25 protein-coding genes, 1 tRNA gene and 1 pseudogene are annotated in these 25,869 nt (G+C 62.5%); 20 read left to right on the top strand and 7 right to left on the bottom strand.

All coding sequences use genetic code 11. The features are described from left to right. Positions 1-65 precede the first annotated feature (65 nt). The gene (locus ACXAED_RS11575) at positions 66-662 is read left to right on the top strand and encodes a LysE family translocator (RefSeq protein ID WP_475049806.1); all 597 of its coding nucleotides are present in this window, start codon (positions 66-68) and stop codon (positions 660-662) included. Between the two features lie 40 nt (positions 663-702). Here ACXAED_RS11575 and ACXAED_RS11570 read toward each other — a convergent pair whose 3' ends face one another. Further along, entirely contained in the window at positions 703-1,536 is an 834-nt protein-coding gene (locus tag ACXAED_RS11570; protein WP_475049805.1) for an AraC family transcriptional regulator, read from the bottom strand. Between the two features lie 126 nt (positions 1,537-1,662). Here ACXAED_RS11570 and ACXAED_RS11565 point away from each other — a divergent pair, with 126 nt between their 5' ends. Next, a complete protein-coding gene (locus ACXAED_RS11565) occupies positions 1,663-2,625 on the top strand; it encodes an acetyl-CoA carboxylase carboxyltransferase subunit alpha (protein ID WP_475049804.1) in 963 nt (320 codons plus the stop codon). Positions 2,626-2,784: 159 nt separating this feature from the next. Continuing rightward, positions 2,785-3,657 carry a DUF1206 domain-containing protein gene (locus ACXAED_RS11560; RefSeq protein ID WP_475049803.1) on the top strand — a complete coding sequence of 291 codons (873 nt, stop codon included), beginning with the start codon at positions 2,785-2,787 and terminating at the stop codon, positions 3,655-3,657. A gap of 13 nt (positions 3,658-3,670) precedes the next feature. Here the strand turns inward: ACXAED_RS11560 and ACXAED_RS11555 are convergent, their stop codons facing one another. The 3 genes from ACXAED_RS11555 to ACXAED_RS11545 all read right to left on the bottom strand — a co-directional run bounded on the left by ACXAED_RS11555 (position 3,671) and on the right by ACXAED_RS11545 (position 7,028). Then, entirely contained in the window at positions 3,671-4,333 is a 663-nt protein-coding gene (locus tag ACXAED_RS11555) for a GntR family transcriptional regulator (RefSeq protein WP_475049802.1), read from the bottom strand. An 81-nt stretch (positions 4,334-4,414) separates the two neighbouring features. After that, positions 4,415-6,256 (bottom strand): adenylate/guanylate cyclase domain-containing protein, encoded by a 1,842-nt coding sequence (locus tag ACXAED_RS11550; RefSeq protein ID WP_475049801.1) that lies wholly within the window; start codon positions 6,254-6,256, stop codon positions 4,415-4,417. 85 nt (positions 6,257-6,341) lie between these two features. Beyond that, positions 6,342-7,028: a M48 family metallopeptidase gene (locus ACXAED_RS11545; protein ID WP_475049799.1), complete on the bottom strand. Its 687-nt coding sequence runs from the start codon at positions 7,026-7,028 to the stop codon at positions 6,342-6,344. A 99-nt stretch (positions 7,029-7,127) separates the two neighbouring features. Between ACXAED_RS11545 and ACXAED_RS11540 the strand changes: the two genes are divergently transcribed. The 10 genes and pseudogenes from ACXAED_RS11540 to ACXAED_RS11495 all read left to right on the top strand — a co-directional run bounded on the left by ACXAED_RS11540 (position 7,128) and on the right by ACXAED_RS11495 (position 17,489). Further along, entirely contained in the window at positions 7,128-7,454 is a 327-nt protein-coding gene (locus ACXAED_RS11540) for a TIGR02300 family protein (RefSeq protein ID WP_475049798.1), read from the top strand. A 185-nt stretch (positions 7,455-7,639) separates the two neighbouring features. Further along, positions 7,640-7,715 (top strand) — tRNA-Ala (locus ACXAED_RS11535). 267 nt (positions 7,716-7,982) lie between these two features. Beyond that, a complete protein-coding gene (locus ACXAED_RS11530) occupies positions 7,983-8,348 on the top strand; it encodes an AAA family ATPase (RefSeq protein WP_475049797.1) in 366 nt (121 codons plus the stop codon). 299 nt (positions 8,349-8,647) lie between these two features. After that, entirely contained in the window at positions 8,648-9,304 is a 657-nt protein-coding gene (locus ACXAED_RS11525; protein WP_475049796.1) for a hypothetical protein, read from the top strand. Beyond that, positions 9,285-11,213 (top strand): hypothetical protein, encoded by a 1,929-nt coding sequence (locus ACXAED_RS11520; RefSeq protein WP_475049795.1) that lies wholly within the window; start codon positions 9,285-9,287, stop codon positions 11,211-11,213. Before ACXAED_RS11525 ends, ACXAED_RS11520 begins: the two co-directional genes overlap by 20 nt. A gap of 21 nt (positions 11,214-11,234) precedes the next feature. Further along, positions 11,235-13,148: a hypothetical protein gene (locus ACXAED_RS11515; RefSeq protein WP_475049794.1), complete on the top strand. Its 1,914-nt coding sequence runs from the start codon at positions 11,235-11,237 to the stop codon at positions 13,146-13,148. 391 nt (positions 13,149-13,539) lie between these two features. Beyond that, positions 13,540-15,039: an IS21 family transposase gene (gene istA / locus ACXAED_RS11510; RefSeq protein WP_475046390.1), complete on the top strand. Its 1,500-nt coding sequence runs from the start codon at positions 13,540-13,542 to the stop codon at positions 15,037-15,039. Next, positions 15,036-15,767, top strand: a complete 732-nt coding sequence (gene istB / locus ACXAED_RS11505) for an IS21-like element helper ATPase IstB (protein WP_027234437.1) — start codon at positions 15,036-15,038, stop codon at positions 15,765-15,767. Before istA ends, istB begins: the two co-directional genes overlap by 4 nt. A 123-nt stretch (positions 15,768-15,890) precedes the next feature. Next, positions 15,891-16,127, top strand: a pseudogene (locus tag ACXAED_RS11500) (VOC family protein); the annotation flags it as partial. 321 nt (positions 16,128-16,448) lie between these two features. Further along, complete coding sequence (locus ACXAED_RS11495) at positions 16,449-17,489, top strand: radical SAM/SPASM domain-containing protein (RefSeq protein WP_475049792.1); 1,041 nt, start codon at positions 16,449-16,451, stop codon at positions 17,487-17,489. A 77-nt stretch (positions 17,490-17,566) separates the two neighbouring features. Here ACXAED_RS11495 and ACXAED_RS11490 read toward each other — a convergent pair whose 3' ends face one another. Further along, on the bottom strand, positions 17,567-18,364 hold the full coding sequence (locus tag ACXAED_RS11490) for a phytanoyl-CoA dioxygenase family protein (protein WP_475049791.1): 798 nt from the start codon (positions 18,362-18,364) through the stop codon (positions 17,567-17,569). A 99-nt stretch (positions 18,365-18,463) separates the two neighbouring features. Between ACXAED_RS11490 and ACXAED_RS11485 the strand changes: the two genes are divergently transcribed. Next, positions 18,464-19,393, top strand: coding sequence for a LysR family transcriptional regulator (locus ACXAED_RS11485; protein ID WP_475049789.1), 930 nt, complete (start codon positions 18,464-18,466; stop codon positions 19,391-19,393). On the opposite strand, the gene irrA is transcribed toward ACXAED_RS11485, so the two are convergent. Beyond that, the gene (gene irrA / locus ACXAED_RS11480; protein ID WP_027235305.1) at positions 19,358-19,774 is read right to left on the bottom strand and encodes an iron response transcriptional regulator IrrA; all 417 of its coding nucleotides are present in this window, start codon (positions 19,772-19,774) and stop codon (positions 19,358-19,360) included. The two genes, ACXAED_RS11485 and irrA, sit on opposite strands and share 36 nt — an antisense overlap. Before the next feature lie 215 nt (positions 19,775-19,989). Between irrA and fabA the strand changes: the two genes are divergently transcribed. The 3 genes from fabA to ACXAED_RS11465 are packed head-to-tail and all read left to right on the top strand — an operon-like array spanning position 19,990 to position 22,572. Next, positions 19,990-20,499, top strand: coding sequence for a bifunctional 3-hydroxydecanoyl-ACP dehydratase/trans-2-decenoyl-ACP isomerase (fabA, locus tag ACXAED_RS11475; protein ID WP_027235306.1), 510 nt, complete (start codon positions 19,990-19,992; stop codon positions 20,497-20,499). 45 nt (positions 20,500-20,544) lie between these two features. Next, entirely contained in the window at positions 20,545-21,774 is a 1,230-nt protein-coding gene (fabB, locus tag ACXAED_RS11470) for a beta-ketoacyl-ACP synthase I (RefSeq protein WP_475049787.1), read from the top strand. 6 nt (positions 21,775-21,780) lie between these two features. Continuing rightward, entirely contained in the window at positions 21,781-22,572 is a 792-nt protein-coding gene (locus tag ACXAED_RS11465; RefSeq protein ID WP_475049785.1) for an enoyl-ACP reductase FabI, read from the top strand. Positions 22,573-22,780: 208 nt separating this feature from the next. Here ACXAED_RS11465 and ACXAED_RS11460 read toward each other — a convergent pair whose 3' ends face one another. Then, on the bottom strand, positions 22,781-23,209 hold the full coding sequence (locus ACXAED_RS11460; protein ID WP_475049784.1) for an FKBP-type peptidyl-prolyl cis-trans isomerase: 429 nt from the start codon (positions 23,207-23,209) through the stop codon (positions 22,781-22,783). Positions 23,210-23,346: 137 nt separating this feature from the next. Here ACXAED_RS11460 and ACXAED_RS11455 point away from each other — a divergent pair, with 137 nt between their 5' ends. Genes ACXAED_RS11455 through ACXAED_RS11445 form a run of 3 tightly spaced genes read left to right on the top strand, consistent with a single transcriptional unit; the run spans position 23,347 to position 25,846 of the window. Then, the gene (locus ACXAED_RS11455; protein ID WP_475049782.1) at positions 23,347-24,033 is read left to right on the top strand and encodes a haloacid dehalogenase type II; all 687 of its coding nucleotides are present in this window, start codon (positions 23,347-23,349) and stop codon (positions 24,031-24,033) included. Positions 24,034-24,041: 8 nt separating this feature from the next. Beyond that, complete coding sequence (locus ACXAED_RS11450; protein ID WP_475049781.1) at positions 24,042-24,872, top strand: alpha/beta fold hydrolase; 831 nt, start codon at positions 24,042-24,044, stop codon at positions 24,870-24,872. Beyond that, positions 24,869-25,846 (top strand): threonine ammonia-lyase, encoded by a 978-nt coding sequence (locus ACXAED_RS11445; protein ID WP_475049779.1) that lies wholly within the window; start codon positions 24,869-24,871, stop codon positions 25,844-25,846. The genes ACXAED_RS11450 and ACXAED_RS11445 overlap by 4 nt, the downstream gene beginning before the upstream one ends. Positions 25,847-25,869: the final 23 nt, after the last annotated feature.

Here is a 25,869-nt window from a genome sequence, read left to right as displayed (position 1 = left end):
AAAATAGAGACAGGGCGCTGCAAAACGCAATTACATTTGGCAGTTTTCACGCAAGCATTCTGCGCATGACTTATGAACTCCTCACCGCGCTGGCGCTTTTCGCCTTTGTCTCCTCGATCACGCCTGGGCCGAACAACCTGATGCTGATGGCCTCCGGCGCCAATTTCGGCTTCCGCCGCACCATCCCGCATATGCTGGGGGTGGCGCTGGGGTTCGTGTTCATGGTGCTGCTGGTGGGCGCCGGGCTGGTGCAGGTGTTTGACGCCTTCCCGGTGAGCTACACGGTGCTGAAAGTGGTGTCGGTCATCTATCTGCTGTGGCTGGCGTGGAAGATCGCCAACGCAGCGCCGGTGGAGGCGAAGGGGGCGGAAGGCCACCCGATGACGTTTCTGCAGGCGGCAGCGTTTCAGTGGGTGAACCCCAAGGCCTGGGCGATGGCGCTGACCGCGATCAGCGCCTACACGCCGGATCAGACCCTGATGGCGATCCTGCTGGTGGGGGTGATATTCGGCGCCATCAACCTGCCCTCGGTCGGCTCCTGGACGGTGCTGGGCCAGCAGATGGCGCGGTTCCTGACCAGCCCGCGGCGGCTGGTGCTGTTCAACTGGACCATGGCGCTGCTGCTGGTGGCTTCACTTTATCCGGTGATCTGGCCGCAGTAAGGCGAGCGGCCCGCCCTCGGGGAGAGGGCGGGCGGTGTCCTCACTTCAAGGGCAGGCAGATCTCAGTCAGCAGATCCTCTGGCGCGGTGTCGCGGGGATCGTTGAGGTAGACCTCGTAACAAGGCTGGTCGGCGGGTTCCTCTCCGGACCCGGGCAGCCAGTTGCCGAACAGGCTGTGATAGGCGGCGGCAAGGCCGGAATAGGGTCCCTTGTACGTGAGAACGGCGGCGCGGCCGCCGGGCAGGGTCACCTCTTCCATGCCATCGGGCAGAGCATCGCCGGTGAACTCCGCCCCGGCAAAACTGCGCAAATCCGCCTCGGGGACGTCGTCGGGGCTGTCGAAATAGACGCCCAGCACGGCGCCCAGCTGCGGCCAGAGCTGGCGGCTTTCGCAGATCGCGCCGAGGGCCTCAAAGCTCTTGCCGATTTCATGGTAGGCGCCTTTGTGCGGCAGGCCAGCGAGGCGGCGGGCGGGGTCGGTGCGGGTGATCACATCATGCATCGGATAGCTTCCTGTTCTGAGGGTTGGGTTCGGCAGCCGCACCTGGCCGTCGCGGCGGAAGGCCGCCGGGCTGCTGCCGTAGGAGTCGGAGAATGCGCGGGAGAAGCTGCCCTGGTTCGGATAGCCTGCCCTGGCGGCCACCCGGGCAATCGGCATGTCCGACATCACCAGCCAGCTGGCTGCCCGGTGCAGGCGGATGCGGCGCACGGCCTGGGCGCAGGTCTCGCCGGTCAGGGCGCGGAACACCCGGTGCCAGTGAAACCGCGACATCGCCGCCACATCCGCGAGCCGGTCCAGCGACAGGTCGCCGTCGGTGTTGTCGTGGATATAGGCCAGGACCCGCAGGATCCGGTCTTCGTAGCTGGCTGCCATCGGCGGCGCCTCCCCTCTCATTCTCTGCCCTCATCTGATGCCACGGCAGCAGATCACAAATCTTGCTGAGTTGCATCTTGCGGCGCAGGAGGCCATATAGCTGCAAACCTGCAGAGCAGAGGCAACATGACCCAGTATCTGGAATTCGAAAAACCGCTGGCCGAAATCGAGGGCAAGGCGGAAGAGCTGCGGGCGCTGGCGCGCGCGAATGAGGAAATGGATGTGGCGGACGAGGCCAAAGCGCTGGACGCCAAGGCGGCGCAGCTGCTGAAGGACCTCTATAAAGATCTGACGCCCTGGCGCAAATGCCAGGTGGCGCGCCATCCCGAGCGGCCGCACTGCAAGGACTACATCGAGGCGCTGTTCACCGAGTACACGCCGCTGGCGGGCGACCGGAACTTTGCCGATGATCTGGCGGTGATGGGCGGCCTGGCGCGTTTCAACGACCAGCCGGTAATGGTGATCGGCCATGAGAAGGGCAGCGACACCAAATCGCGGATCGAGCGCAACTTCGGCATGGCGCGGCCTGAGGGTTACCGCAAGGCGATCCGGCTGATGGAGATGGCCAGCCGCTTCAACCTTCCGGTGATTACCCTTGTGGACACCGCCGGCGCCTACCCCGGCAAGGGAGCCGAAGAGCGCGGCCAGTCGGAAGCGATTGCGCGCTCGACCGAGATGTGCCTGAAGATCGGCGTGCCGCTGATCTCAGTAATCATCGGCGAAGGCGGCTCCGGCGGCGCGGTGGCCTTTGCCACCGCCAACCGGGTGGCGATGCTGGAGCATTCGATCTACTCCGTGATCAGCCCCGAAGGCTGCGCCTCGATCCTGTGGAAGGATGCGGAGAAGATGCGCGAAGCGGCGGAAGCGCTGCGGCTGACGGCGCAGGATCTGAACAAGCTGGGCGTCAACGACCGCATCATCCCGGAACCGCTGGGCGGCGCGCACCGCGATCCCAAGGCGGCGATTCAGGCCGTGGGCGGAGCTATCCAGGAGATGCTGAACGAGCTGAAGGACAAGGACGCAGCCGAACTGGTCAAGGACCGGCGCCAGAAATTCCTGGACATCGGCTCTAAGGGGCTGGCGGCGTAACCGCCCGGACAGTTTGGTGAAACTCAAAGCCCGGCCTTTGCGCCGGGCTTTGCTGTTGCAAGGCCTGACCGCCGCCGCGGGTGGCCTGCGGGAACAAATCCGGGTTTGGCGCATTGAGGTAGGGAGAGCTCTCCCTTTGCCCAGCCGGAATTTGATGCCATGACAACCGACAGCTTTTTTAACGACGCCCGCCGCAAGCGCCTGCAGGATGTGGACCCTTCGGATTTTGCCTGGGCAGTGCCGATCATGCGGACCGGGTATGCGGGCCGGGCCCTGGTTTATCTGGCCATTGCCGGTGTGTCGCTGTGGTCGATCTGGCAGGGCGGCGAGGCCAAGGGCACGGCCGCGGCGCTGGAATGGCTGCAAGGCGGCTGGGGCACGGCGGTCATCATCCTCATCACGATCGGGCTGTTTGCCTATGCGGTCTGGCGCATGGTGGACAGCTTCTGGGATTTGGAGGCCTATGGCAGCGGCGCCAAGGGGCTGATCGCGCGCGCCGGGATGATCGTGACCGGACTGATCCACCTGGGCCTTGGCATTCTGGCGCTGTCGGTGCTGACCGGATCCGGCGAGGCGTCCGAGGGCGGCGGCGGCCTGAGCGGCTATTTCAACAGCGCTGCCGGGCAGACCGCGCTGGCGGTGGCGGGACTCCTGACCATTGGGGCCGGCGGGTATTACATCCGCAAGGCATGGCGGGAAAGCTACCGCGACCACCTGCGCGCCAACCCGGCAACCCTTCACATGAATACAGCACTGAAGGCTGGTGTGGCCGCGAACGGCGTGGTCATAGCCATCATCGGCTTGCTGATCCTGCAGGCGGCACTCTCCGCCTCAAGTGCGCCTGCGGGCGGCATCGGCAGTGCATTCGATTGGCTGCATGACAAGGTATACGGCCGAATTCTGGTGACGGCCCTCTGCGTTGGCCTGCTGGGGTTCGCCCTGTTCTGCCTGGTCAACGCGCTGTACCGGATCGTTCCGAAAGCCTCAGACAGCGCCACCGATACATTGCGGGCGGCGCTGGAGAAGAGCTGAGACCTGCCCCCCCCTAACCCGCCAGCAGCCGCAGCCCCTGAGTGACATCGGAACGCACTGCCAGCCGCAGGCCCGGCTCATCCCCCGCCTTGAGCGCGGCGATGATCAGGCGGTGGTTTTGCGGCGGGTCGGTGCGGCGCAGGCGGCCGTAAAGCGCCCGCATGGTGGGGCCGAGCTGCAGCCAGACGGTTTCAGCCATTGCCAGCATCGCCGGCGCCTGGGCGCGCAGGTAGAGGGTTCGGTGAAACTCCAGATTGGTGCGGATGTAGCCGACTGCATCGCGTTTGGAGACCATCTCGGCCACCGTCGTGTTGATCATCTGCAGACGGTCGATCAGGGCGATATGGGCCCGCGGCAGGGCGCGGCTGGCCAGTTCCACCTCCAGAAGCGCGCGCAGGGCGGCCAATTCCTCGATCCGTTCATTGGACAGCTCCGGCGTCGACACCCGGCCCGAGGAGGACAGGAACAGCGCGCCTTCGGCGGCCAGCCGCCGCACCGCTTCGCGCGCGGGGGTCATCGAGACGTTAAACTCGCGGCCGATACCGCGAAGGGTGAGTGCGGCGCCGGGCGTGATCTCGCCATGCATGATGCGGGTGCGCAAGGCGCGGTAGACGCGGTCATGGGCCGGGGCGGAGGCTGTGGCGGCGTCCTGGGAAGAGCGGGCGGTCAGGTTCATGCGCTCATGTGATCACAAAACACGCCCCGGTCAAGCGGGCAGATCCGCACGCGTACCGGCGGCGGCCAGCCGCGGAACCGGTCAAGGGCGGCCGGACAGCCCGGCCAGGCTGAGGCCGGTGCGCAGCCGCCGCAGCGGCGCCTGAGCGGAATACGGAAAGCCGGCCGCTGCCTGATCCACCGTCAGCGGCGCGCCTGAGAGTTTGCCGCAGGCCGCTGCCGCCTCCTCAAAGCTGCCGAGGGCGGCAAGGCTGGCGCAGTGCAGAACCAGTGCATGCTGGGCCCCGGGTTCCAGCGCCAGGGCCTCGGCGGCGGCGGCGGCAGCCTCAGCCTCCTGCCCGGCGGCGAGGCGGATGGCGGACTGCACCGTCAGAACGGCCGGCTGCGGCACCGGGTTGAGGCGTCGCACCTGGTCCAGGACCTTTTGCGCCGCACCGCCCTGCCCCGCCAGATGCAGCAGCCAGGCGCGGGTCAGCTGGCCCGAGGCATCATTGGGAAAGTCTTCGGCCAGGGTTTCAGCGTGCTGCAGCGCTTCAGCGGATTGACCGGCAAACTGCGCCGCCAGCGCCCGCAGGCCCAGCACCTCGGCCTGCGGCGGCAGACCCGCGGTCATCCGCCCAGCCTCAGCGGCGCGCTGCGGCAGGCGGGCCACCGGGCCGGTCAGAGGATCCAGATGCCACATAGCGGCAAGCGCCTGTGCCTCCGGCCAGTCCGGTACCATTTGCAGTGCCCGCTGCAAGGACTGCTTCGCGCCGCTGCTGTCGCCCTGCTGCATCAAGAGACGCGCGGTGAACAACTTCTGAACAGCAGCGCCGCCGATCTCAGAACGTTCGAAATCAGGCAGCGGTTTGCCGAAATAGCGGACGATGCTGGCCGCCAGCTCCGGTGCGAGGGCGGAGACCGCCGGCTGAGGCTGGGGCGGAAGGATGCTGAGAGGCTCTGCCCCGGCGCCAGCCTGTAGAATTTCCAGAGACACCCCGTCCTGCAGCGGCCCCGGCAGATGACCCGTGACCACAAAATCCGCCTCCAGCAGCGCGGCTGCTTCGGCGGGCAGCAGGCCCTCGGCTGCGCGGGCGCTGGCGGGGGCGATGATGCGTATCCCTTCGGCCGGTGCCAGGCTGCGGATCACCTCCTCCGACAGCATTTGGGCAAAAGCGGGCTGCAGATTTTCGGAGGTGAAGGGCAGCACGGCGATGACCGGGCGGCCCTCGAACGAGGCCGCGGCCGGCTTGCCCGGTGCCGCCGTGGCAACGCTGTTCTGCCGGGCCGTCTGTTGCCAGCCCCAAAGGCCCGCCGCGGCGGCTGCGGCCCCAAGCACCCCGGCCAGAAGCAGCACCGCAGGCCGCAGGCCCTGGCGCGGTTTGGCCCGTTCAGGCTTGGGCGGCGGAGGGCTGCGGCGCAGGCTGGGCAGCGAGGTCAGTTCCTGGCCCAGAACATAGACATGCACCGGTTCGGGAATGTTCTTGACCTCATGCAGGCCCAGATCCTCGAACGCATAGGGGATACGGCCCTGCACCTGCCCGTAGGCAGCAGCCGACAGCGCCACACCGCCCAACGGCGCCAGCGCTTCCAGCCTAGCGGCGATATTCACGTCGTCACCGTAGACATCGCCCCGGGCAATCATCACCTCACCCAGGGTGATGCCGATCCGAAGCTGCAGATGCCGGTTGCGGGCGGCACCTGCCTGAACCTCTGCCGCGGCCTGAACCGCTGAAATCACGCTGGGAAAGATGGCGAGCACCCCGTCGCCCATAAGCTTGACGATGCGGCCCTCGTGGTTGCGGATCGCGGGTGCGATGAGGCTTTGCTGCTGCGCCAGGACCTGATTGAGCGTGCCGGCTTCGTCCTCGGCCATCAGGCGGCTGAATCCGGAGACATCCAGCACGAAGATGGCAGCAAGGCGTCTTTGCGGTTTGTCTGGCACGGGCTGGCCTCTGGAACCGGGGCAACTGGAAACGGAAACGTGACGCGAGCTTAGCCCGCGCAGCCCGGCCCGCAAAGCACTGAGTTTATTCGTCGAACCGGTAGCGGTGCAGGCTGGCGCCGTTTTCCCGCAGCCAGGCGCGGGGGGCCTGCCAGCGGCCGTGGATACGTTCCACCGTGTCCCAGAAGGCCTGCGAGTGGTTCATTTCCTGCAGATGCGCGACCTCGTGGGCAGCCACATAGCGCAGCACCGCAGGCGGCGCCAGGATCAGCCGCCAGGAATACATCAGCCCGCCGTCCGCGGTGCAGGAGCCCCAGCGTGAGCGGGTGTCGCGCAAGGTCAGGCGGCTGTAGCCCTTGCCGAGCCGGTCGGCATAGTAGTCTGACGCCTCGGCCAGCCGGTCGCGTGCCAGCTCCTTCAGGTAGCGTTGCAGCGGCCGTGCCGGGTTGTTCCCCGGCACCGCGATCCGGCCCGCCTCCAGCTGGATCCGCCGCCCCTGGGCGCGCTCTACCACGCGGTTCTGGCCGTCAACCGGCAGCACTGTTCCAAACCCCGCCTGCACTGCTTCGGGGTGCTTTTGCAAATGGCCGCGGATCCAGTCCGCCTTTTCCTCGGCAAAGGCCAGCGCGGTGTCCTCCGGCAGGCTTTTGGGCAGGGTCAGCGTCACCCGCCCATCGAGCGAGGAGATCCGCAGGCTGATCCGCCGCGCCCGGGCTGACCGGCGCAAGGTCAGCGGCACCGGCGGATCTCCGGGCAGATGATAGTCGGCCATGCGCGCCCCCTTCCAGGCAAAGGCTTTGACAGTGCCCCCCTCATATGGCAAGGCACCGGAATTGTCGATACGACTCACCAGTAAATCAAGGGGATCCACATGCCCAAGGAAGAATGGGGTGTAAAGCGCGTCTGCCCTACCACTGGAAAGCGCTTTTATGACCTGAACAAGAACCCGATCGTCAGCCCCTATACCGGCGAGGTTGTCGAGCTGGACACCGGCAAGACCCGGATGATCGAGGCGGATGCCGAAGACGCGGCCACCCTGAAGGCCAAAGAGAACATGGACGCGGATGACGTGGTCCTGGATGATGACGACGACGTCGATGTCGATCTGGGCGATGATGTCCTGGATGATGACGACGATGACGACAACGTCTCGCTGGACGACATCGCCGACATGTCGTCGCCTGAGGACAATTCCTGAGGCCATTCAAGCTGTTCGGGGAAGCGCATGGCCTTCCCCGGACCGCGCTCCGGCCTGGCCCGGAAAAAATTTGGACCCCGGCGCATTTTCCGCTTGCAGCCCGCGCCGCCGTCCCGTAAACGACGCTCACACCGCAAGACGGGCCGCACCGGCGACGGAACGGACACCGAAAAGCGGACAGGTTTGGGGCCTTAGCTCAGTTGGGAGAGCGCTTGCATGGCATGCAAGAGGTCAGGGGTTCGACTCCCCTAGGCTCCACCAAATCTTCAAAAAATCTCCGAAAACGATACGCCGATTAAGTGCTGCGCTCACATGTGCAACCGGCAGCACTGCCATCTCGCGAGCCGCATATCTGCGGAACAAGGCTGAAAAGCACCAGATAGCTCTGCCTTTTTCGTCAGAGAAGTTGCCTCTGCCACGCGGACGGGTGCTGTTTCCCCTACGAAAATTCATGTTGCTTTGATCCGCGCCTTTCGACGTGTTGATTGCTTCGCAGCCCCTTCCCCCTGTCAAACCCGAAAATGGCCCATGAGCGACCACTTCTTCGTCGTGACGGGCGGCCCCGGTGCGGGCAAGACCAGCCTGATCACTGAGCTCGCCCGCCGCGGCTTTCCCGACATCATGGGCTACCTTAAGCTCTGCGGCCTCCCCGTGCCGCCCCACGTCGCCGCAGCAGCCAAGGCAGTCCGCTACAACGCACGGGTCTTCCTGGCACCGTTCTGGGACGAGATCTTCACGCAGGACGCCGAGCGCAAGCAGACCCGCGCCGAGGCCGAAGCGACCTGCGCCGTCATGCGCGAGACCTACACTGAACTCGGATACGAGATCACGGAGCTGCTGCGCGCCGATATTGTAACACGCGCCGACTTTGTCTGTAAGCAACTGGCAAATTGACCGTCATCTCTCGATGCCATGGCGAAACTGCTGAAGCAGACGAACCGCATGGTCCCTCCGGCCTCCCGCTGCCTGACACTCTCGGTGCCTTCCGGACATTGGCCCCGCGTTGGTATGCCGCATCACGGCCCGCCGTTCCTGCCATTCGCCGCAGCTGCATTGAGTTCAATCGTTGACAATTACTCCTTAAAGGCGAACAGTTAGGCAAAATTATTAAGACACTTCAGGAGTAAGCCATTGCCTAGTTGTCATCTTTTCCTGGCCGAATCCTAAGTGCACTTGCAGCAGCCAACCAGAAAATGGAAAAGTCATCTGATCGACAAAGCGCCGTACGGCTCTTGGCCTGCATCGCCGCTGGCGGCAGAGATCCGGAACCCGGCAAGTGGAACGAAGACATCGTTGCGATCCTGGACGGGCAAGCACGGTTACAAGCTCTAGACTTCTGGATGCGGTATCCCGATTATCTGGCGAATGAGTTGTTAAATGCCTACGAAAACGACGGCGCCGAAGAACTCTTTGATACAGCAAAACGTATCTTCGACGACCGTGAGCCGGATCTTCGCCATTTGCCTATGATCCGTTACCATTTCGGAGCATTTGAGCCACTAGACAATGCTTTGGCAATTCTTCGAGCCGCGGACCTTATCCGAGTTAAAAGAATTGGCCAGCCCGGCCACATCCAACGTCACCTATATCTCCTTACCCAACGGGGGTTAGAAGCGATGGAGACGCTCGCAAATGCAGCGCCGGAATTGGCATGGTACAGGGATCGCGCCCAACTGGTTGCCGATGTTGCGGGTGGACAAGGCGGCACGGCACTCAAGGATCGCCAGTACCTTCAGAAAGAATACGCCGAAACCGATTTATCGCAGCCCATTAGATCGATATCGGACCGCGTGCTCGATCGGATAAAAAATCTTGAAAGCGGGGGCCGGCATGAGCCAAAACTGGCTTGAGACGATTGCAAACAAAGCGAACCTGTCTCCAGAACAAGCAAGCAATAGACTTCGCCGCTGGGGGATCGCGCCTGATCGCGCGGCACGCCCAGCTCGATCCTTCGTGATCGAACGAATTGCATTCGCAGGCGAGAAGAAAGGCAAGACAACGGGTACGATCGACTTCGAGTGGGCTGGGTTAGGTTCTGGAGTCTGGGCCGTGACCAGCGAAGTCAACCTTCGCGGGAAATCTACCGTCTTGGAAGTCGTCTTGTGGTGCCTGCGCGGTGCGACGAAGAATCTCCAGGATGATGTACGTAGTTGGCTCTCGCATGTAACGTTGGAATTCTCTGTGGACGATGAGCGGTATAGGATTGCTTTCGATCTGGTCAACGGTGATCCAAACGGCCGTCTCGAGCGCCGTGCTCCGGACAACACGTACCACCCGCTAGAGAGCTTTACCTCCGACGAGGGGTTCGCTCTCGTGATGGCCCGGTTCATGATGAGTGCGCTCGAACTAGAAGTTCTGCCCGCAATGCAGGGAGATGAAAGTGAAAAGGGTGTCGTTGAGCACGGGTGGCTCGCACAATCGAACGTGTTCTATCTCGGGGGCGAACATAATTTCCTTCTAGCGGATACTCAGATGGGCGGTCTCCCAGCACGCATGCTGCAGATGTATGTCGGTTTCCCCTGGGCGAGTACCAAGATCTTCGCCACGACGGCGAAAAAGGAGCTTGAACAGAAGCGCAAAAAAAGGGATCGGGCGATACAGAGCTCTAAGGCCGATACTGAAGCCGCAATCAAGCGCTTAGAAGCCGAGATCGAAGCTAAGCGCAAACACATCGCAGAGTTGCCTACCGAGGCTACCACTGCAGAAGAGTTAACGCAGGCAGGAAAAGCGGTCGCCTTGGCAACGCGAAAGCTCGCCGAGTTGCAAGCTCAGGCCTCCAAAGCACAAGCTGAAGCCAGCCAAGTGCGAGAGGCTGCACTGCAGGATGAACGTTCAGTTCGAAACCTTCGAGAGACGATTGTCGCTACGGAGTTCTTCAATGGCTTGAACCCCGAATGCTGCCCACGGTGCGAGACCAAGGTTGCCGCAGCTCGGGTCAAGGCCGAAGCATCTGATCTGGCGTGCTCGCTTTGCGCGGAAACTATCCCGAAAGACCGTTTCGAAGATGTGAGCGAGACCCTGGAAGCCGCAGAAGCGAGGGCCGCCGCATCGAAAGCTGCTACAGAACGCGCCACAGCTGATAGCAAAGCAGCTACAGCGGCGGCCAACGCTGCTTCTGCCAAACTTTCCGAAGCGCAATCAGAATTGAATGAAATGTCAAAGGGGGCGGACTTTGCCGCGAAGCGAAACGCTGAACTTGAATTGGCACGATTGGAAGGGGCTCTGAAAGAACGCAGCACTTCGCCAGCAAAGGTCGAGGTGGACCCGGACGAGGACTTAATTTCGATTGCAGTGAAGGAAACGGAGAAAGCCTATAATAAGGGGCGGGTGGATATTCTAAAGGCCCTTGACGACGAAATCCTACCGCTTGGACAACAGTTGGGCATAGAGGCACTAGAATTGGTGAGCCTGAGTAGCAACGCGTCTATGTCGATCAAAAAGGGTGGAGCAGCTACGAGTTTCTCAAAAGTGACACCTGGCGAGCGATTGAGGCTCCGCTTGGCAACCGTAATCGCGCTCTTGCGGGTTGGGCCACAGCTGGGTATCGGCCGACATCCGGGACTTTTGATTATTGACTCTCCCGGTAAGGAAGAGGTGGCCAAGGTGAATCTCGAAGCGCTTCTCGCTGAGCTGAGAAAGATCGCGGAGGAGATGGACGGGTTGCAAGTTATCGTAGCCGGTACCAACGTGGACGAAATCGTCGGAGTGTTAGGAAAGGGGCGATGCCGCATCGCCCGAGGCGAAAACTATGTCTGGTAAGGCCCGGCTATGGCGGCCGGGATGAGCGTGAGCGCTGCACTTGAGGCGAGCGTTGCGAATGGCACGATCCCTTCAATCGTCGAACTAGGGGGGATCGACGCGATTCTCCAGGATCGGGACGCTATCATCGCCAGTCCATTTCTGGACGTATTTGTGGAAAGTCTCCGAGGTGGGTCGGTGCAGGAGCAGTCCGTACTGCTTGAACTTGTCGCGGATGGTTTCCTCAAGGCCAACAGTCCAACAGTCTTTCGAGACGCTGCGAATGCGTTCTTGGCTAACCCAGAACTGAGGGCGGTGGCGTGCCCAAAGCTCATAGAGGCCTTGGTCTTCCGGGCCGAAGGGCGGCAGTCTGGGAATGATGCACTGACTGCAGCATATGCTCTCGAAGCTCTGTTCCGCCTAGGACTGGAGGATCGACGAACAAAACTGCGGACTTTACTCCTGTTTGACGGATTGAAGAGTGACGACGATGGCCTATTCGCGCAGCATGCCGCGCGAATAGTCGGCGTAGCCTATCATCAGTGGGGGGACACCGAACTTCGGGACATCTTAGTTCGACTTCAGGCAAACGACGAAGCGGCAGACGAGGCATCGTTCGAACTTGCGATGATCGCTTTCGCCAATGCACTTAACGCCGCCGAAATGGCTAAGATTGAAGCGGGGATGCGCGAAGCGCGAGCCCTTTTCAAGAGTATCCTACGCCGAGATGCGAGCCGACTCGATGCCGAAGTGCAGCTCGCTGTGATCGATATCGTCCTTTCCTTCTCCACTGGCGTAGATGAGGGGCTTTCAGAGCGGATCGAAAAGCTCGGGCGTCTATTGGCTGAACGGCACGACCAATTGGGGTTAGGCCAGGCACCTAACTGGCTCAAACCCCGAATGGATCGTGAAGTCGAGTGGTGGTCGTTGCTCCGTCTACTCAGATCTGTCAATGACGATATCAATCGCGAAAGCTGGCGCTATGCGGGCAAAATACTGGAACAGGTCCTCGCCATATACGACGCGGAGCAGACGGTTATCATTGGAGGTGCCCTTCATGTGCTTTTTTCTCCACGGATAGAGGCAGCGTTCATACGTAGGAAGGGGCTTGCCGCGCACCTTCACGATTTCCTGGAAGACGAAGAGTGGACGCCGGTTGAGCGTCCGGTTGCACAGGCATTGCAAGATAGGATCGCAAAGCAGACTGAGGAGAGTTTCTCGGCGCGACTAGACGAGGAGGACGTCGCATTTCCTGCGCTCAGCGCTGTCCTCCAAGACAGCAGCTATCTGAGGCAGGTACCTAGAGAAATGGCCCGAGCGTTGGAGAATGCGCTGGCGGACAAAGTGAGCGGAGGACAAGGAAAGAAACGGCCATTTGTTCAGAAAATTTGCCAGGCGATATCTAAAGACTTGTCTGATGCAGCAGACTATCAGGGAGCCGAGCGTTTAGCGTTCGATGAACTAGTTCAGAAGATCGTGATTTTTTGCGAGGACCGCCAGAATGCTGATTTCGCACAAATTGGTGACCATGGGGCGTATTTAAGGAGAGCTGACGCGGTTGAGAACGATCTGCAACGCGATCTTAGGGTTTGGCTGCGAGCGACAATGCCAGCCGTCAGCATTCTTCCCGAAGTACCAGGCGTAGCGATTGGGCGGTCAGATCTCTATGTTGATTTCGGCGAGGTGCAGTTCGTAATCGAACTCAAAAAACACGAGGGGGTAGTTGATGATGCCGTCGCTCGCAAGTATCGTGCACAGGCCGTCGCTTATCAGGCAACAGGGCCTAAGCTCGGACTGCTCGGCATCCTCGAATTGGTCGATCGACCAGGACCTCCCCCGAGTTTGGAAGAGTGCATTTGGACAAATTCCTATGTTCCGGAGGGCAGTGAGCTCGTACGGCATCTCGTTGTTTTTCGAGTTCCAGGTATGTTGAAAACGCCATCAAACATGAAATAGCCGTTGAAGGGCCTGGTTGCACAAATCGGTGGCTGAGCTCACCATTGTGTTTATGGGCGGAAAGAAATTTGAGCTGGCAGCCGTGGTCGGCCGTTTTGCCGCCTGGTACGCAGCAGCACTGCAATCGTAGCGAAGGTCCGCAATCCGCCCAAACATGCTGTCGCCATGCGTGCGCATACCGAAGCATTCAGATTAGCGACTTAACCTGAGCAGATTCTGCTATGTGGATCCAGGCGGTTGCTACCGGCTCGGGAACCGTTTGACGTCCTCCGGACTGTGAATCGGCGTGCAAAATTGACCCACTTGGGTGGGTTATGAGCGAGTAAAATTGACCCACCTGTTTTCGTTAACATCCGCACAAAAAGTGCGGAGGAAAGAGCAGGTGTTACTGATGGAAAGCGTGTCGAAGATCCGACGATGGGTATTGGTTGAGGGACGCAGCATCCGGTCTGTTGCGCGGGCGACGGGATTATCGCGGAACACGATCAAGAAGTATCTGAAGGATGAGAGCCCGCCGAGCTACCAGCGCCAGGCCCCGCCGGTTCGGCACAAACTGTGCAACGGGTTTGATCTTCGGCTTCAGGAGCTGTTCGATCAGGACCAGAAGCGACCACGCCGGGAGCGGCGGACGGCCCAGAAGCTCTATGAGCAGCTCGTGGTGGAAGGCTACACCGGTTCCTATTCGCCAGTTCAGCGATTTGTCCGCGATCTGAGGCGGGCCGGTGCCGGTTCGGGCGAGGCCTTTATCCCGCTGCATTTTGCGGCAGGCGATGCGCTGCAATTTGACTGGAGCGAAGAACGGGTTGTCCTGGGCGGTATCGAGCAGAAGGTGAAGGTTGCCCATTTCCGCCTGTGCCACAGCCGCAAGCCCTTTGTCGTCGCCTATCCCGGCGAAGCCCAGGAGATGGTGCTGGATGCCTTTGCGCAGGCGCTGTCTTTCTATGGCGGGGTTCCACGCCGGGTGATCATCGACAACCCCAAGACCATGGTGACCTATGTCTCCCGCTCCAAGGACCGGATATTCCATCCCCGGTTCCTTGCCTTGATGAACCATTACGTTATGGAGCCGGTGGCCTGCACCCCGGCTGCGGGCTGGGAGAAGGGACAGGTCGAGAACCAGGTCCAGTTTTTGCGCGGCCGGTTGTTTGTGCCCAAACCTGCCTTTGATGATCTCGATGCGCTGAACGATTGGCTGCGCCTGCGCTGTGAAGAGCTGGCAAACCGGCCCCATCCCGAGCAATCGGATCGCACGATTGCAGAGCTGTTCGAAGACGAACGCGCCGAACTGCGCCCTCTGGGGCGAGCATTTGACGGATACGTGGAAAAGACCGTTCGTGTTCGCTCCACCTGCCTGGTTCAATATGCCAGCAATCGCTACAGCGTGCCGTCCCGGTTCGCGGGGCAACATGTGTCGCTGCGCGCCTATGCAGGCCGGATCGTGCTGGTGTCGGGCCAGGATGTCATCGCCGAGCACAAGCGTCGCTTCACCCGCAATGTCAGCTATTTTGAACCTTGGCACTACGTGCCGCTGCTGGATCGCAAGCCCGGCGCCCTGCGCGACGGCGCCCCCTTTGTGGACTGGCAACTGCCTGAGGCCATGCATCAGATCAGGGAGCACTACATGGCCGGCAAAGGCGGGGATCGGGAGTTCGTCGATCTGCTTCTGCTGGCCCAGGATCACGGGGTCGAGGTGGTCGAGACGGCTTGCGAACTGGCGGTGGAACAAAACACCCTGCGCCTGCCCGCCATCATCAACCTGATTAACCAGTTGGTGGAGCCGGTCATCACGCCGCTCAGCGACGCCTATACCTATCCGCAGCTGACCTTGCGGCCCGAGGCCGATTGCAAGCGCTATGAGACGCTGTGCTCGGCTGAGGAGGCTGCCGCATGAACGCCCTCATCGACCAACTGACCGCCCTGAGGCTGCACGGGATGGCAGCTTGCGCCCATGATTTGCTGTCCGCGCGCAAGCCACCAAGTCTGACCACAGCGATAAAGCAACTGATCGACGCTGAGACTGTAGAGCGGCGGGTGCGCTCCATCCAGTATCAAATGAGGATTGCGAAGTTCCCCCACCACAAGGACTTCGCCACCTTCGATTACAGCGCGGCCGCCGTCACCCAGCCCCAAATCGAGCCGTTCTGCTCAGGCCAATTCACAGAAGAGGCACATAATCTCATCCTGGTGGGCGGAACCGGCACCGGCAAAACCCACATCGCCATCGCGCTTGGAACCACCCTGATCAGCAACGGCAAGAAGGCGCGCTTCTTCAACGCCGTCGACCTGATCAACGCCCTGATCAAGGAACAGGCCGAGGGCAATGCCGGGAAGATCATCCGGCAGCTCTCGGCCCTGGACTGCGTCATCATCGACGAGCTGGGCTACATCCCGTTCCCCAAGTCCGGCGGCGCGTTGCTGTTCCATCTGATCAGCAAGCTCTATGAGAAGACCAGTGTCATCATCACGACGAACCTGGAGTTCGGCGAATGGGTCTCGGTCTTCGGTGACGCCAAGATGACAACCGCGCTTCTGGATCGCGTAACCCATCACTGCGCAATCATCGAGACAGGCAACACGTCATACCGGTTCGCACAGAGCAAGCGACGCAGAAAAACATAAACGTCGCGCAAGCAAAGCCCCCAGTCGGACTCGCTATATGAGGGCGGCCCGCCTGGGGCCTTTGCGCCACAAGGGGTGGGTCAAATTCAAACGCTGAAACCGGGTCAGTTTTGAACGCTCATTGACAGACGTCCCGCATCGTCCGGGAACGGTGTTATGATCGCATTTAAGGCGGGCAGTCAAAAGCAGGTGCGCGAGCTTCACACCGCAGCGCTTGCCGCTGGCGGCTTTGACGAGGGGCAGCCGGGTTTCCGTGACACGTACAGCCGGCAGTTTTATGTCGGCTACCTTCGCGACCCTCAAGGCAATAAAATCGCATTGTTCTCCAACGATCCGAACGAACCTGCACGCGGCGAATGACGCAGGTTCTGCAGATGCCAACGGCGAAGTGTTCGCAGGTCAGGCCCAAAGCATTTGCGTAGTATTTTTGAGCTACCGTGACGGAAGCAACACCCGCCGTTACAGAGGACCGGTTGACAAAGCCCGGCCCGGGTATTCGCTGCTGCGGCAGGATGCTCCTGCAGAGCGGTTTTGCGGATCTGGCGCCGGCAACCGCCGACGCACTTGAATTCCCGCTCCGCAGGCTCACGTAAAGCTCACAAACCGTGACGCGACAAATGGTTGCCTGCCACCCACGGACCTTTAAGGTAGAGTTCGTCAGCCCCCTGCGGAGATCCTCGCATGAAAGATCAAGCCCCCGCGCCGGACCTCAGTCCGGCGACCGCGCAGCCAGACCTTCCCGCAAAGCCGCCCGGGCTGCATGAGCGGGCGCTGCATCTGATGGCCCGGCTGCTGCCGCTGTCCTTTTTCCGCCGACCGCCAAAGATCATCATCATCGACGCCACCAACAGCTGCAACCTGCGCTGCCCGGTCTGCCCCGTCACCTTTGCGATGAGCCGCAAGCGCGGCATGATGAAGCCCCATGTGTTCCGCAAGATCATCGACGACTTCAAGGACCAGCCGGAAAAGCCCGCGATCTACTTCAGCTTCTCCGGAGAACCGACGCTGCACAAGGATCTGCCGGATTTCATCGCCTATGCCCATGAAAACGGCCACGACACCTATCTGTCGACCAACGCCACCCGCCTGACGCCGGACATGAGCGAGCGGCTGATCCGTTCGGGCCTGGCACGTGTGAACCTGTGCATGGACGGGTTCTCAAAGGAGGCGCAGGAGGTCTACCGCGTCAATTCCGACTTCGATAACGTCAAGGCGAGCATCGAGGAATTCCTCAGGATCAAGAAAGACCTGGGCATGAAGACCCCGGTCACGGTGCTGCAGACTCTGCTGACCAGTTATTCCGAACCGCAGATGGATGAGATGGAGGCCTGGGCGCGCGAGGCGGGCTTTGACCGGGTGCGGTTCAAGACCTTCTCGATCGGCTCCTACACCTCGGCCGACCAGAAGCGCGAGTTCGCCCATTTCCTGCCGCGCCAAAAGGAACTGCGCCGCCACCCGCGCCACACCAGCCACGCGCTGTGCACGGTGCCGCTGTTCCAGTCGGTGGTGTTCTGGAACGGCGATCTGGGGCTGTGCTGCATCGACTACGATCAGGTGATCCAGCTGCCCAATGTGGAGCGGGACGGCTTCCTGGCCGCCTACCGCTCCGACGAGGCGGCCCGCGCCCGCAAGCGCGGCTTCCTCAAGCAGTTCGGTATCTGCAAGACCTGCTCTTTCTCCAACGCCGAGAACATGGGCATACGGCGCGACCTCAAGAAATAGCCCCTGCGGCTTTCATCTTTCCCAAAATACTCTGGGGGTGAAGGCCGCAAGGCCGAGGGGGCAAAGCCCCCTCCCTTTTACCGCTGCAGCAGGATGGGGAACCAATCCTCGCGCAGGCGCTGGCCCGGCTGCATATCATGGCCCGGGAACGGCGGCGAGGTGCGGCCGGGGCGTTCGACATAGCGGGCATCATCGCCCACCAGCCGCAGCGAAAAGGCGCGGCGGCGCGAGTCGGAGGTATTGCCTCGGGCGCCATGCAGCGTCTTGTAGTTGAAGGCCACCGCATCGCCCGGCTGCATCGGGTACTCCAGCACGGTCATGCCTTCGGCATCCGGGTCCGGGACCGGCATGTACTGGCCCTCGTCCGGGAAGAAATCCTCCTCCGACACCCAGCGGGTCGGCAGCACCTCCTTCTCCCATTTGTGCGAGCCGGCCACGCAGCGCAGGGTGGCCTCTTTCACCTCGTCCAGCGGCGACCAGAAGCTGATGGTCTGCTCGCCCTCGACGAAGTAATAGGGGCCGTCCTGGTGCCAGGGGGTCGCCATCGAGGTGCCCGGTTCCTTGACCAGCACATGGTCATGGAACATCTGTACCGACTGGGATCGCATCAGGTCGGCGGCGACTTCGGCGACCGGAGAGTCTTTGATCGCCTGCTGGAATTCGGGAATGCGCGTCCAGTTGCAATAGTCGTCAAAGAAACGGCCGGTCTGGCCAGCCTTTTCGTTGTTCGACGCATAAGGGCCGGGGTTCTCCATATTGGCCGCGACGCCAGCGCGCAGCAGCTCCACCTGGTCCGCGAACAGACCACGGATCAGGACCACGCCGTCGCGCTGGTACTGCTCGACGTGTTCTGGGGTAATAAGGGGGTGGACCATTGCTGCCTCCGCTGCTGAATGATGCAAATCCGATGCGCCATTCCTGCCGCGGCAGATATATAGTTTCAATTCGCATCTTTCTAAGCTACCCATCACTTCATGTTATATCTTACATTGCGCCACTACGAATATGTCTGCGCCGTGGCCCGCCACGGCAGCCTGTCGGCAGCGGCGGACGCCGTGCATGTGAGCCAGCCGGCGCTCTCCGCCGCGCTCAGCCGGATTGAGGAGCATCTGGGCCACGCGCTGTTCCTGCGCAGACGCGGCACGGCGCTGGCGCTGACGCCGCAGGGGCGGCGGTTTGCCGAACAAGCGCAAGCGCTGCTGGATCAGGCGGCGCGGCTGGAAAACCCGAAAGAAGCCGGTGCCGCGCAGAAACTGGCGCTGATTTGTTTCTCCGACCTGGCCCCTTTTCTGCTGGCTCCTGCTCTGCAAGCACTGCGCCTGGCTTTGCCGGGCGTGGATATCCGCCATCGCGCCTGCGGATTCGAGCCGCTGATTTCCGCGCTCAGCAATGGCGAGGCGGATCTCGCCATCACCTATGATCTGGGCCTGGATGCGGCGTTCAGCCGCGCGGAGCTGGACAGAATAATCCCTCATGCGCTGGTGCAGCCCGGGCACCCGCTGGCGGACCGAGCCGGCGTAACCCTGGCAGAACTGGCGCAGCACCCGCTGGTACTGTCGCAGGAAGGGCTGTCGGTGCAGCACATGCTGGGTCTGTTCAAGACACAGGGGCTGGTGCCGCGGATTGCACACAGGGCGGGTTCCTTGGAGCTGCTTCGCAGTCTGGCGGCCAATGGCGAGGGGGTGGGCATCAGCTACAGCCAGCCGCCTGGCGGGATCAGCTATGACGGCAAAGCCTTATGCGCGGTGCCGGTCACCGACACGGAGGCGCAGGAGCCGGTGATTCTGGCAGCCCAAACAGAAATGCCGGAGGCGTCCCCGGCATTCAAAGCGCATCAAATTCTCCGAGAGACGCTGAGCGCCCGCCGGTCAGACCTTGCGCAGGCGGATCACCACATCGACTGAGGCGATTTCCATCCCCTCGGGCGCTTCCGGCAGCTTGTGAATCACCAGATCCTGCGAGGGCGCGTCGCTGACCCTGCCCTCGTCCTCCCAGAAGAAGTGGGGGTGGTCGTGGGTGTTGGTGTCGAAATAACTCTTGGAGCCGTCGAGCGGGATTTCCTGCAGCACCCCCGCATCGCAAAACGCGCGCAGGGTGTTGTAGACGGTGGCCAGCGACACTGCGGCCCCTTTTTTCTTGGCCGACTCGAACAGGCTTTCGGCGGTGATGTGGCGGTGCTTGCCGTCGCCCACCAGCAATTCGGCGAGCGCCACCCGCTGCCGGGTGGGTCTCAGCCCGGCCTCTGTCAGCCAGCGTGTGGCCACTTCTTCGCTGTTTGGCGTCATGAGCAGGTCCTGCATCGCGTTGCTGACCGTATATATAGGAGCAACACCCAAGGTTTTTCAAATGAAATTCATTCGCAGCTGAACTCCCCTTTCCGGTGCGCCTGTGGCACATTCAACGCAGGAAGTGACGCGGGGTCCCCTTGCAGGACCCTTTGGCCCGATGCTACAGAGCGCCAGATATATAGACCCGAACCCCAGGCAGGAGATGCGCCCGAATGGCCGATTACCCCAGCAGCTTTGACAAGGACGATTTGCTGAAATGCGCGCGGGGCGAGCTGTTTGGGCCGGGCAACGCCCAGCTGCCGGCGCCGCCGATGCTGATGATGGACCGTATCACCGAGATCTCCGGTGACGGCGGCGAGCATGGCAAGGGCCATGTGATTGCAGAATTCGACATCACCCCGGACCTGTGGTTCTTTGACTGCCATTTCCCGGGCAACCCGATCATGCCCGGCTGCCTGGGCCTGGACGGCCTGTGGCAGCTGACCGGCTTCAACCTGGGCTGGCGCGGCTGGAAGGGCCGCGGCTATGCGCTGGGTGTGGGTGAGGTGAAGCTCACCGGCATGGTGCGCCCGGACCGCAAGATGCTGACCTACCGCGTCAACTTCACCAAGGCGGTGCAGACCCGCCGCCTGACCATGGGCGTCGCCGACGGCATCGTCGAGGCTGACGGGGACGTGATCTATCAGGTCAAGGATATGAAAGTGGCCCTGTCCGAAAGCTGATACGCTTTCCGGCAAGACAAAAGTCACAGAAACAGGAGTACGCACATGCGCCGCGTCGTCGTCACCGGTCTGGGGATTGTCTCCTCCATCGGGAACAATGCCGAAGAAGTCACCGCCTCGCTGAAAGCCGGTAAATCCGGCATCGTCGCCAGCCCGGAAATGGCCGAGCACGGTTTCCGCAGCCAGGTGGCCGGCACCCTGAAAATCGATGTGGCTGAGCACGTGGACAAGCGCACCCTGCGCTTCATGGGTCCGGGTGCGGCCTATGCCCATATCGCCATGAGCCAGGCCATTGCCGATGCCGGATTGTCTGAAGATCACGTGGTGAACGAGCGTACCGGCCTGGTGGCCGGTTCCGGCGGCCCGTCGACTTCGGCCATGCTGACGGCGCATCAAACGGTGCTGAAAACCGGCGCCACCAAACGCATTGGCCCGTTTGCAGTGCCGAAATGCATGTCCTCGACGATCTCGGCCAACCTGGCGACCGCGTTCAAGATCAAAGGCATCAACTACTCGATCACCTCGGCCTGCTCCACTTCGCTGCACTGCATCGGCAATGCCGCCGAACAGATCATGATGGGCAAGCAGGACGTGATGTTTGCCGGCGGCGGCGAAGAGCTGGACTGGACCCTCAGCTGCCTGTTCGACGCCATGGGCGCGATGTCCTCCAAAAAGAACGACGAGCCGGAGAAAGCCTCCCGCGCCTTCGACCAGGACCGCGACGGTTTCGTGATCTCCGGCGGCGGCGGCATCGTGGTGCTGGAAGAGCTGGAGCACGCCAAGGCCCGCGGCGCAAAAATCTATGCCGAGGTGACCGGCTTTGCCGCAACCTCCGACGGCCACGACATGGTGGCGCCGTCCGGTGAAGGCGGCGAGCGGGCGATGCGGCTGGCGCTGGCCACCCTGCCCGAAGGCCGCAAGGTCGGCTACATCAACGCGCATGGCACCTCGACCCCGGTTGGCGATGTCGGCGAGGTTGAAGCCGCCCGCCGGGTGTTCGGCGAGGGCAGCGTGCCGCCGATCTCCTCGACCAAGTCGATGACCGGCCACGCCCAGGGCGCTGCCGGCGCGCTGGAGGCGATCTTCTGCCTCCTCATGCTGGACAACGATTTCATCACCCCGTCGATCAACGTCGACACCCTCGCCGAAGGCATCCTGCCAGGTGAGATTGCCACTGATCTGGTGGAAAACGCCGGGCTCAACTCGGTGATGACCAACAGCTTCGGCTTTGGCGGCACCAACGGCTCGATGGTTCTGAGCAAGTACAAGGGATAAATGGCGATGACGGGACTTCTGACCGGCAAGCGCGGCCTTATCATGGGCGTGGCCAACGACCGCTCCATCGCCTGGGGCATCGCCAAGGCCATGGCGGACGCCGGGGCCGAGCTGGCCTTTACCTATCAGGGCGAAGCCTTTGGCAAGCGGCTGGAGCCGCTGGCCCAGAGCGTCGGCTCGGATTTCATGGTCGACGTGGATGTGACCGACGATGCCTCGCTGGACACCGCGTTCGAGCAACTGGCAGCGCGCTGGCCCACGATCGACTTTGTGGTCCACGCGATTGCCTATTCCGACAAGTCGGAGCTGACCGGGCGGTTCCTGAACACCACCCGCGCCAACTTCAAGAACTCTATGGATATTTCCGCCTATTCCTTCATCGAGGTGGCGCGCCGCGCCTACCCGCTGATGAAGGACAACGGCGGCACCCTCTTGACCCTGACCTATCAGGGGTCGAACCGGGTGGTGCCGAACTACAACGTGATGGGCGTGGCCAAGGCGGCGCTGGAATCGGCGACCCGCTATCTGGCCAACGATCTGGGCCCGGAGGGCATCCGGGTGAACGCGATCTCGCCCGGGCCGATGAAAACCCTTGCCGGGGCGGCCATCGGCGGCGCGCGCAAGACCTTCAAGCACACGGCTCAGAACGCGCCGCTGCGCGACAACGCGACGCTGGAGGCCGTGGGCGGCACCGCAGTCTACCTGGCGTCGGACGCAGGCGCCTGCACCTCCGGCGAGATCATCCGGGTCGATGGCGGTTTCCACGTGCTGGGGATGCCGCAGCAGGATCACCTGTAAGCAGGCTCAGACAGCCATGATAATAAAGGCGCCCCCAGGGCGCCTTTTTCTTTGAGCCGTAGGGCCGTGCGGGCCTGAAGTGCTCAGCTTCGGGGCTGCGGTGCACTCCCGCCCGTCGCCGGACTTCTGGCGAAGCCCGCTCTCGTTGGGCGTGGCAGCCGGGGGACCTGCGGGCGCGGGAGAACCTCCCTGCCCTGCAGGCGCAGCATCAGTTGATGGACACCAGCTCGATGTCGAAAACCAGATCCTTGCCCGCCAGGAAATGGTTGGCATCGAGCGTCACGGTCTCTTCGGTCACCTCGACCACAGTGACCGGCAGCACATGGCCTTCGGGGCTTTGCATTTGCAGCTGCGTGCCCAGGTCCAGCGGGATGTCGGCAGGGATGCCTTCGCGCGGGATTTGCTGGCGCGCCTCGGGATTGATCGGGCCGTAACCATCGGCACACGCGATTTCCAGCGTCTTCTTGCCGCCGGGTTCCATGCCTTCCAGACCGGCATCCATTCCGGCAATCACCTGGCCTGCGCCGACGGTGAACTCCAGCGGGTCGCGTCCTTCGGAACTGTCGAAAACGGTACCATCCGTCAGCTTGCCTGTGTAATGGATGCGCACGGTGTCGCCGTTCTTTACCCCGGTCATGAGACCTCCAATCGGTTGCGGGTTCATAAAGGGGCGCAGCCTAGCGCCCGCAGACGTGATGTAAACCCGTATGGGTACAATTTCCGGCTTTGCCCGCCTGGCGCCTTCGTGCAAGTCTCGCCGCAAGGGAGGGAACCATGCCGATCACCACCTGTATCTTCGACGCCTACGGAACCCTGTTCGATGTGGCAGCCGCCGCCCGCCAGGCCGCCGGCGAGCCGCAGTTTCCGCATCTGCAGGACACCTGGGCGGAGCTGGCCGGCCACTGGCGGCTGAAACAGCTGCAATACACCTGGCTGCGCGCCATCACCGGAGCGCACGCGGATTTCTGGGATGTGACCCAGGACGGGCTCGACTGGGCGATGGAAGCCGCGGGGCTGGACGGTGACGCCGCCCTGCGCCAGCGCCTGTTGGATCTCTACTGGGAACTGCAGGCCTACCCGGAGGTGCCTGCGATGCTGAAGACGCTGAAAGATGCTGGAATGAACACCGCGATCCTGTCGAACGGCTCGCCTGCGATGCTGGACGGTGCGGTGCAATCGGCGGGGCTTGGCGGCGTGCTGGATGATGTGCTGTCGGTGGAAAGCGTTGGCGTCTTCAAACCTGATAGCCGCGTGTACGATCTGGTCGGCAAGCGCTTTGGCTGCGCCAAGGACGAAGTGCTGTTTGTCTCCTCCAACGGCTGGGATGCGGCAGGGGCTGCAGGCTGCGGTTTTGTTACCGCCTGGGTGAACCGGGCGGCAGAGCCGGTGGACCGGCTGCCCTGGAAGCCCGCGCATATCCTGCCGGATCTGACCTCAATTCCAGACCTTGCCAGGAGTTAGACGCAGCAATGGCGTTCTTTGAAACCACAGACGGGCTGCGGCTGTATTACACCGATAGCGGCGCGGGCTTGCCGCTTCTTTGCCTCGCGGGCCTCACCCGCGACAGCCGGGACTTTCGCTATTTCGCCCCTCATGCCGGGCAATACCGGATGATCACTCTGGACGCGCGTGGCCGGGGGCAGTCGGCGCGTGACCCTGAGTTCGCGAACTACAACGTGCTGCGCGAAGCGCAGGATGTGCTGGAGCTGCTGGATCATCTGGGGCTACAGCGCGCGGCGGTGCTTGGTACCTCGCGCGGAGGGCTGGTGGCGATGACGCTGGCCGCAATGGCCAAGGACCGGCTGGCGGCGGTGATCCTGAATGATGTGGGCCCGGAAATTCCTCCGGGCGGTATTGCCCGGATCATGGAATATGTGGGCCGCCGCCCGGCCGCCAAAACCCATGCACAAGCCGCGCAAACGCTGGCGGCGCTGATGGCGCCGGCCTTCCCGGATGTGCCCGCGGCGCGCTGGCGCGAGGAAGCGGAAGCGTTTTATGACCAGGGTCCGGAGGGGCTTAGCCTACGCTATGACCCTCGCCTGCGCGACGCGCTTCTGGCGCAGGCCGAAGCAGGCCCGGCCCCGGACCTGTGGCCGCTGTTCCTGGCGCTGGAAGGGCTGCCCAGTGGCGTGATCCGCGGCGCGAACTCGGACATTCTGAGCGCGGAAACCTTCGCAGAGATGCAGCGCCGCCTGCCCGGCCTGCACACGGCGGAAATTGCCAACCGCGGCCATGTGCCGTTTCTGGACGAACCCGAAGCGCTCGCCCTCATCCATTCAGTTCTGGACAACGTCAAATGACCTCAATTGCTATGATCGACGCCGCGGCGGAGCGGCTGAAGGGCCATGCCCGCGTCACCCCGCTCCTGTCCTCGCCGTTTCTGGACGAGATCGCCGGGCGCCGCCTGTTCGTGAAGGCGGAATGCCTGCAGCACACCGGGTCGTTCAAGTTCCGCGGCGGCTGGTCGGCGGTTTCGGCCCTGCAGGAAGAGACGCGCAAACGCGGTGTCATCGCCTATTCCAGCGGCAACCATGCGCAAGGCGTAGCAGCGGCAGCCAAGGCGCATGGGGTGCCTGCGGTGATCGTGATGCCCGCCGACGCGCCCCGGCTGAAGATCCAGAACACCCGCGATCTGGGCGCCGAGGTGGTGCTGTATGACCGCGCAGGCGGCGAGAGCCGAGAGGCTGTGGGCGCGCAATACACGGAAGCGCGCGGACTAACGCTGATCAAGCCCTATGATGAGCCGCAGGTGATCGCGGGCCAGGGCACGACGGGGCTGGAGATCGCGGAACAGGCCGCCGCCGAAGGCGTCACGCAAGCGGATGTGCTGGTCAACTGCGGCGGCGGCGGGCTGTCCTCGGGCATTGCGCTGGCGCTGGAGGCCCGCGCGCCGGGCCTGCGGGTGCGGCCGGTGGAGCCCGAGGGGTTCGACGATGTGACCCGGTCGCTGGCGGCGGGCGAAATCCACGCCAACCCCAGCCAGTCCGGCTCGATCTGCGATGCGATCCTGACACCGCAACCGGGCGAGATAACCTTCCCGATTCTCAGCCGCTTGTGCGGGCCGGGGCTGGTGATCACCGAGGAGGAGGCGATGCGGGCGATGGCGCTTGCTTTTCTGCGGCTGAAGATCGTGCTGGAACCTGGCGGCGCGGCATCGCTGGCCGCCGCGCTGTTCCATCCGGACCGGATCACTGGCGAGGCAGTGATCGCGGTTGCGACCGGCGGCAATGTGGATGCAGAGCTGTTCCGGGAGGCGCTCTCGCGCTATGCTTGACCCCTGGCCGCGCGTTTCATGGC

This window comes from Leisingera sp. ABM4_103, from assembly GCF_056158685.1.
Note: the sequence above shows the minus strand (reverse complement) of the source record. Positions and strands in the feature narration are given on the sequence as shown.

Bases quoted from the DNA above. Each gene is read 5' to 3' on its own strand.
- ACXAED_RS11575 (WP_475049806.1), top strand. From the start codon at position 66: ATGACTTATGAACTCCTCACCGCGCTGGCGCTTTTCGCCTTTGTCTCC.
- ACXAED_RS11570 (WP_475049805.1), bottom strand. From the start codon at position 1,536: ATGGCAGCCAGCTACGAAGACCGGATCCTGCGGGTCCTGGCCTATATC.
- ACXAED_RS11565 (WP_475049804.1), top strand. From the start codon at position 1,663: ATGACCCAGTATCTGGAATTCGAAAAACCGCTGGCCGAAATCGAGGGC.
- ACXAED_RS11560 (WP_475049803.1), top strand. From the start codon at position 2,785: ATGACAACCGACAGCTTTTTTAACGACGCCCGCCGCAAGCGCCTGCAG.
- ACXAED_RS11555 (WP_475049802.1), bottom strand. From the start codon at position 4,333: ATGAACCTGACCGCCCGCTCTTCCCAGGACGCCGCCACAGCCTCCGCC.
- ACXAED_RS11545 (WP_475049799.1), bottom strand. From the start codon at position 7,028: ATGGCCGACTATCATCTGCCCGGAGATCCGCCGGTGCCGCTGACCTTG.
- ACXAED_RS11540 (WP_475049798.1), top strand. From the start codon at position 7,128: ATGCCCAAGGAAGAATGGGGTGTAAAGCGCGTCTGCCCTACCACTGGA.
- ACXAED_RS11530 (WP_475049797.1), top strand. From the start codon at position 7,983: ATGAGCGACCACTTCTTCGTCGTGACGGGCGGCCCCGGTGCGGGCAAG.
- ACXAED_RS11525 (WP_475049796.1), top strand. From the start codon at position 8,648: ATGGAAAAGTCATCTGATCGACAAAGCGCCGTACGGCTCTTGGCCTGC.
- ACXAED_RS11520 (WP_475049795.1), top strand. From the start codon at position 9,285: ATGAGCCAAAACTGGCTTGAGACGATTGCAAACAAAGCGAACCTGTCT.
- ACXAED_RS11515 (WP_475049794.1), top strand. From the start codon at position 11,235: ATGAGCGTGAGCGCTGCACTTGAGGCGAGCGTTGCGAATGGCACGATC.
- istA (WP_475046390.1), top strand. From the start codon at position 13,540: ATGGAAAGCGTGTCGAAGATCCGACGATGGGTATTGGTTGAGGGACGC.
- istB (WP_027234437.1), top strand. From the start codon at position 15,036: ATGAACGCCCTCATCGACCAACTGACCGCCCTGAGGCTGCACGGGATG.
- ACXAED_RS11495 (WP_475049792.1), top strand. From the start codon at position 16,449: ATGAAAGATCAAGCCCCCGCGCCGGACCTCAGTCCGGCGACCGCGCAG.
- ACXAED_RS11490 (WP_475049791.1), bottom strand. From the start codon at position 18,364: ATGGTCCACCCCCTTATTACCCCAGAACACGTCGAGCAGTACCAGCGC.
- ACXAED_RS11485 (WP_475049789.1), top strand. From the start codon at position 18,464: ATGTTATATCTTACATTGCGCCACTACGAATATGTCTGCGCCGTGGCC.
- irrA (WP_027235305.1), bottom strand. From the start codon at position 19,774: ATGACGCCAAACAGCGAAGAAGTGGCCACACGCTGGCTGACAGAGGCC.
- fabA (WP_027235306.1), top strand. From the start codon at position 19,990: ATGGCCGATTACCCCAGCAGCTTTGACAAGGACGATTTGCTGAAATGC.
- fabB (WP_475049787.1), top strand. From the start codon at position 20,545: ATGCGCCGCGTCGTCGTCACCGGTCTGGGGATTGTCTCCTCCATCGGG.
- ACXAED_RS11465 (WP_475049785.1), top strand. From the start codon at position 21,781: ATGACGGGACTTCTGACCGGCAAGCGCGGCCTTATCATGGGCGTGGCC.
- ACXAED_RS11460 (WP_475049784.1), bottom strand. From the start codon at position 23,209: ATGACCGGGGTAAAGAACGGCGACACCGTGCGCATCCATTACACAGGC.
- ACXAED_RS11455 (WP_475049782.1), top strand. From the start codon at position 23,347: ATGCCGATCACCACCTGTATCTTCGACGCCTACGGAACCCTGTTCGAT.
- ACXAED_RS11450 (WP_475049781.1), top strand. From the start codon at position 24,042: ATGGCGTTCTTTGAAACCACAGACGGGCTGCGGCTGTATTACACCGAT.
- ACXAED_RS11445 (WP_475049779.1), top strand. From the start codon at position 24,869: ATGACCTCAATTGCTATGATCGACGCCGCGGCGGAGCGGCTGAAGGGC.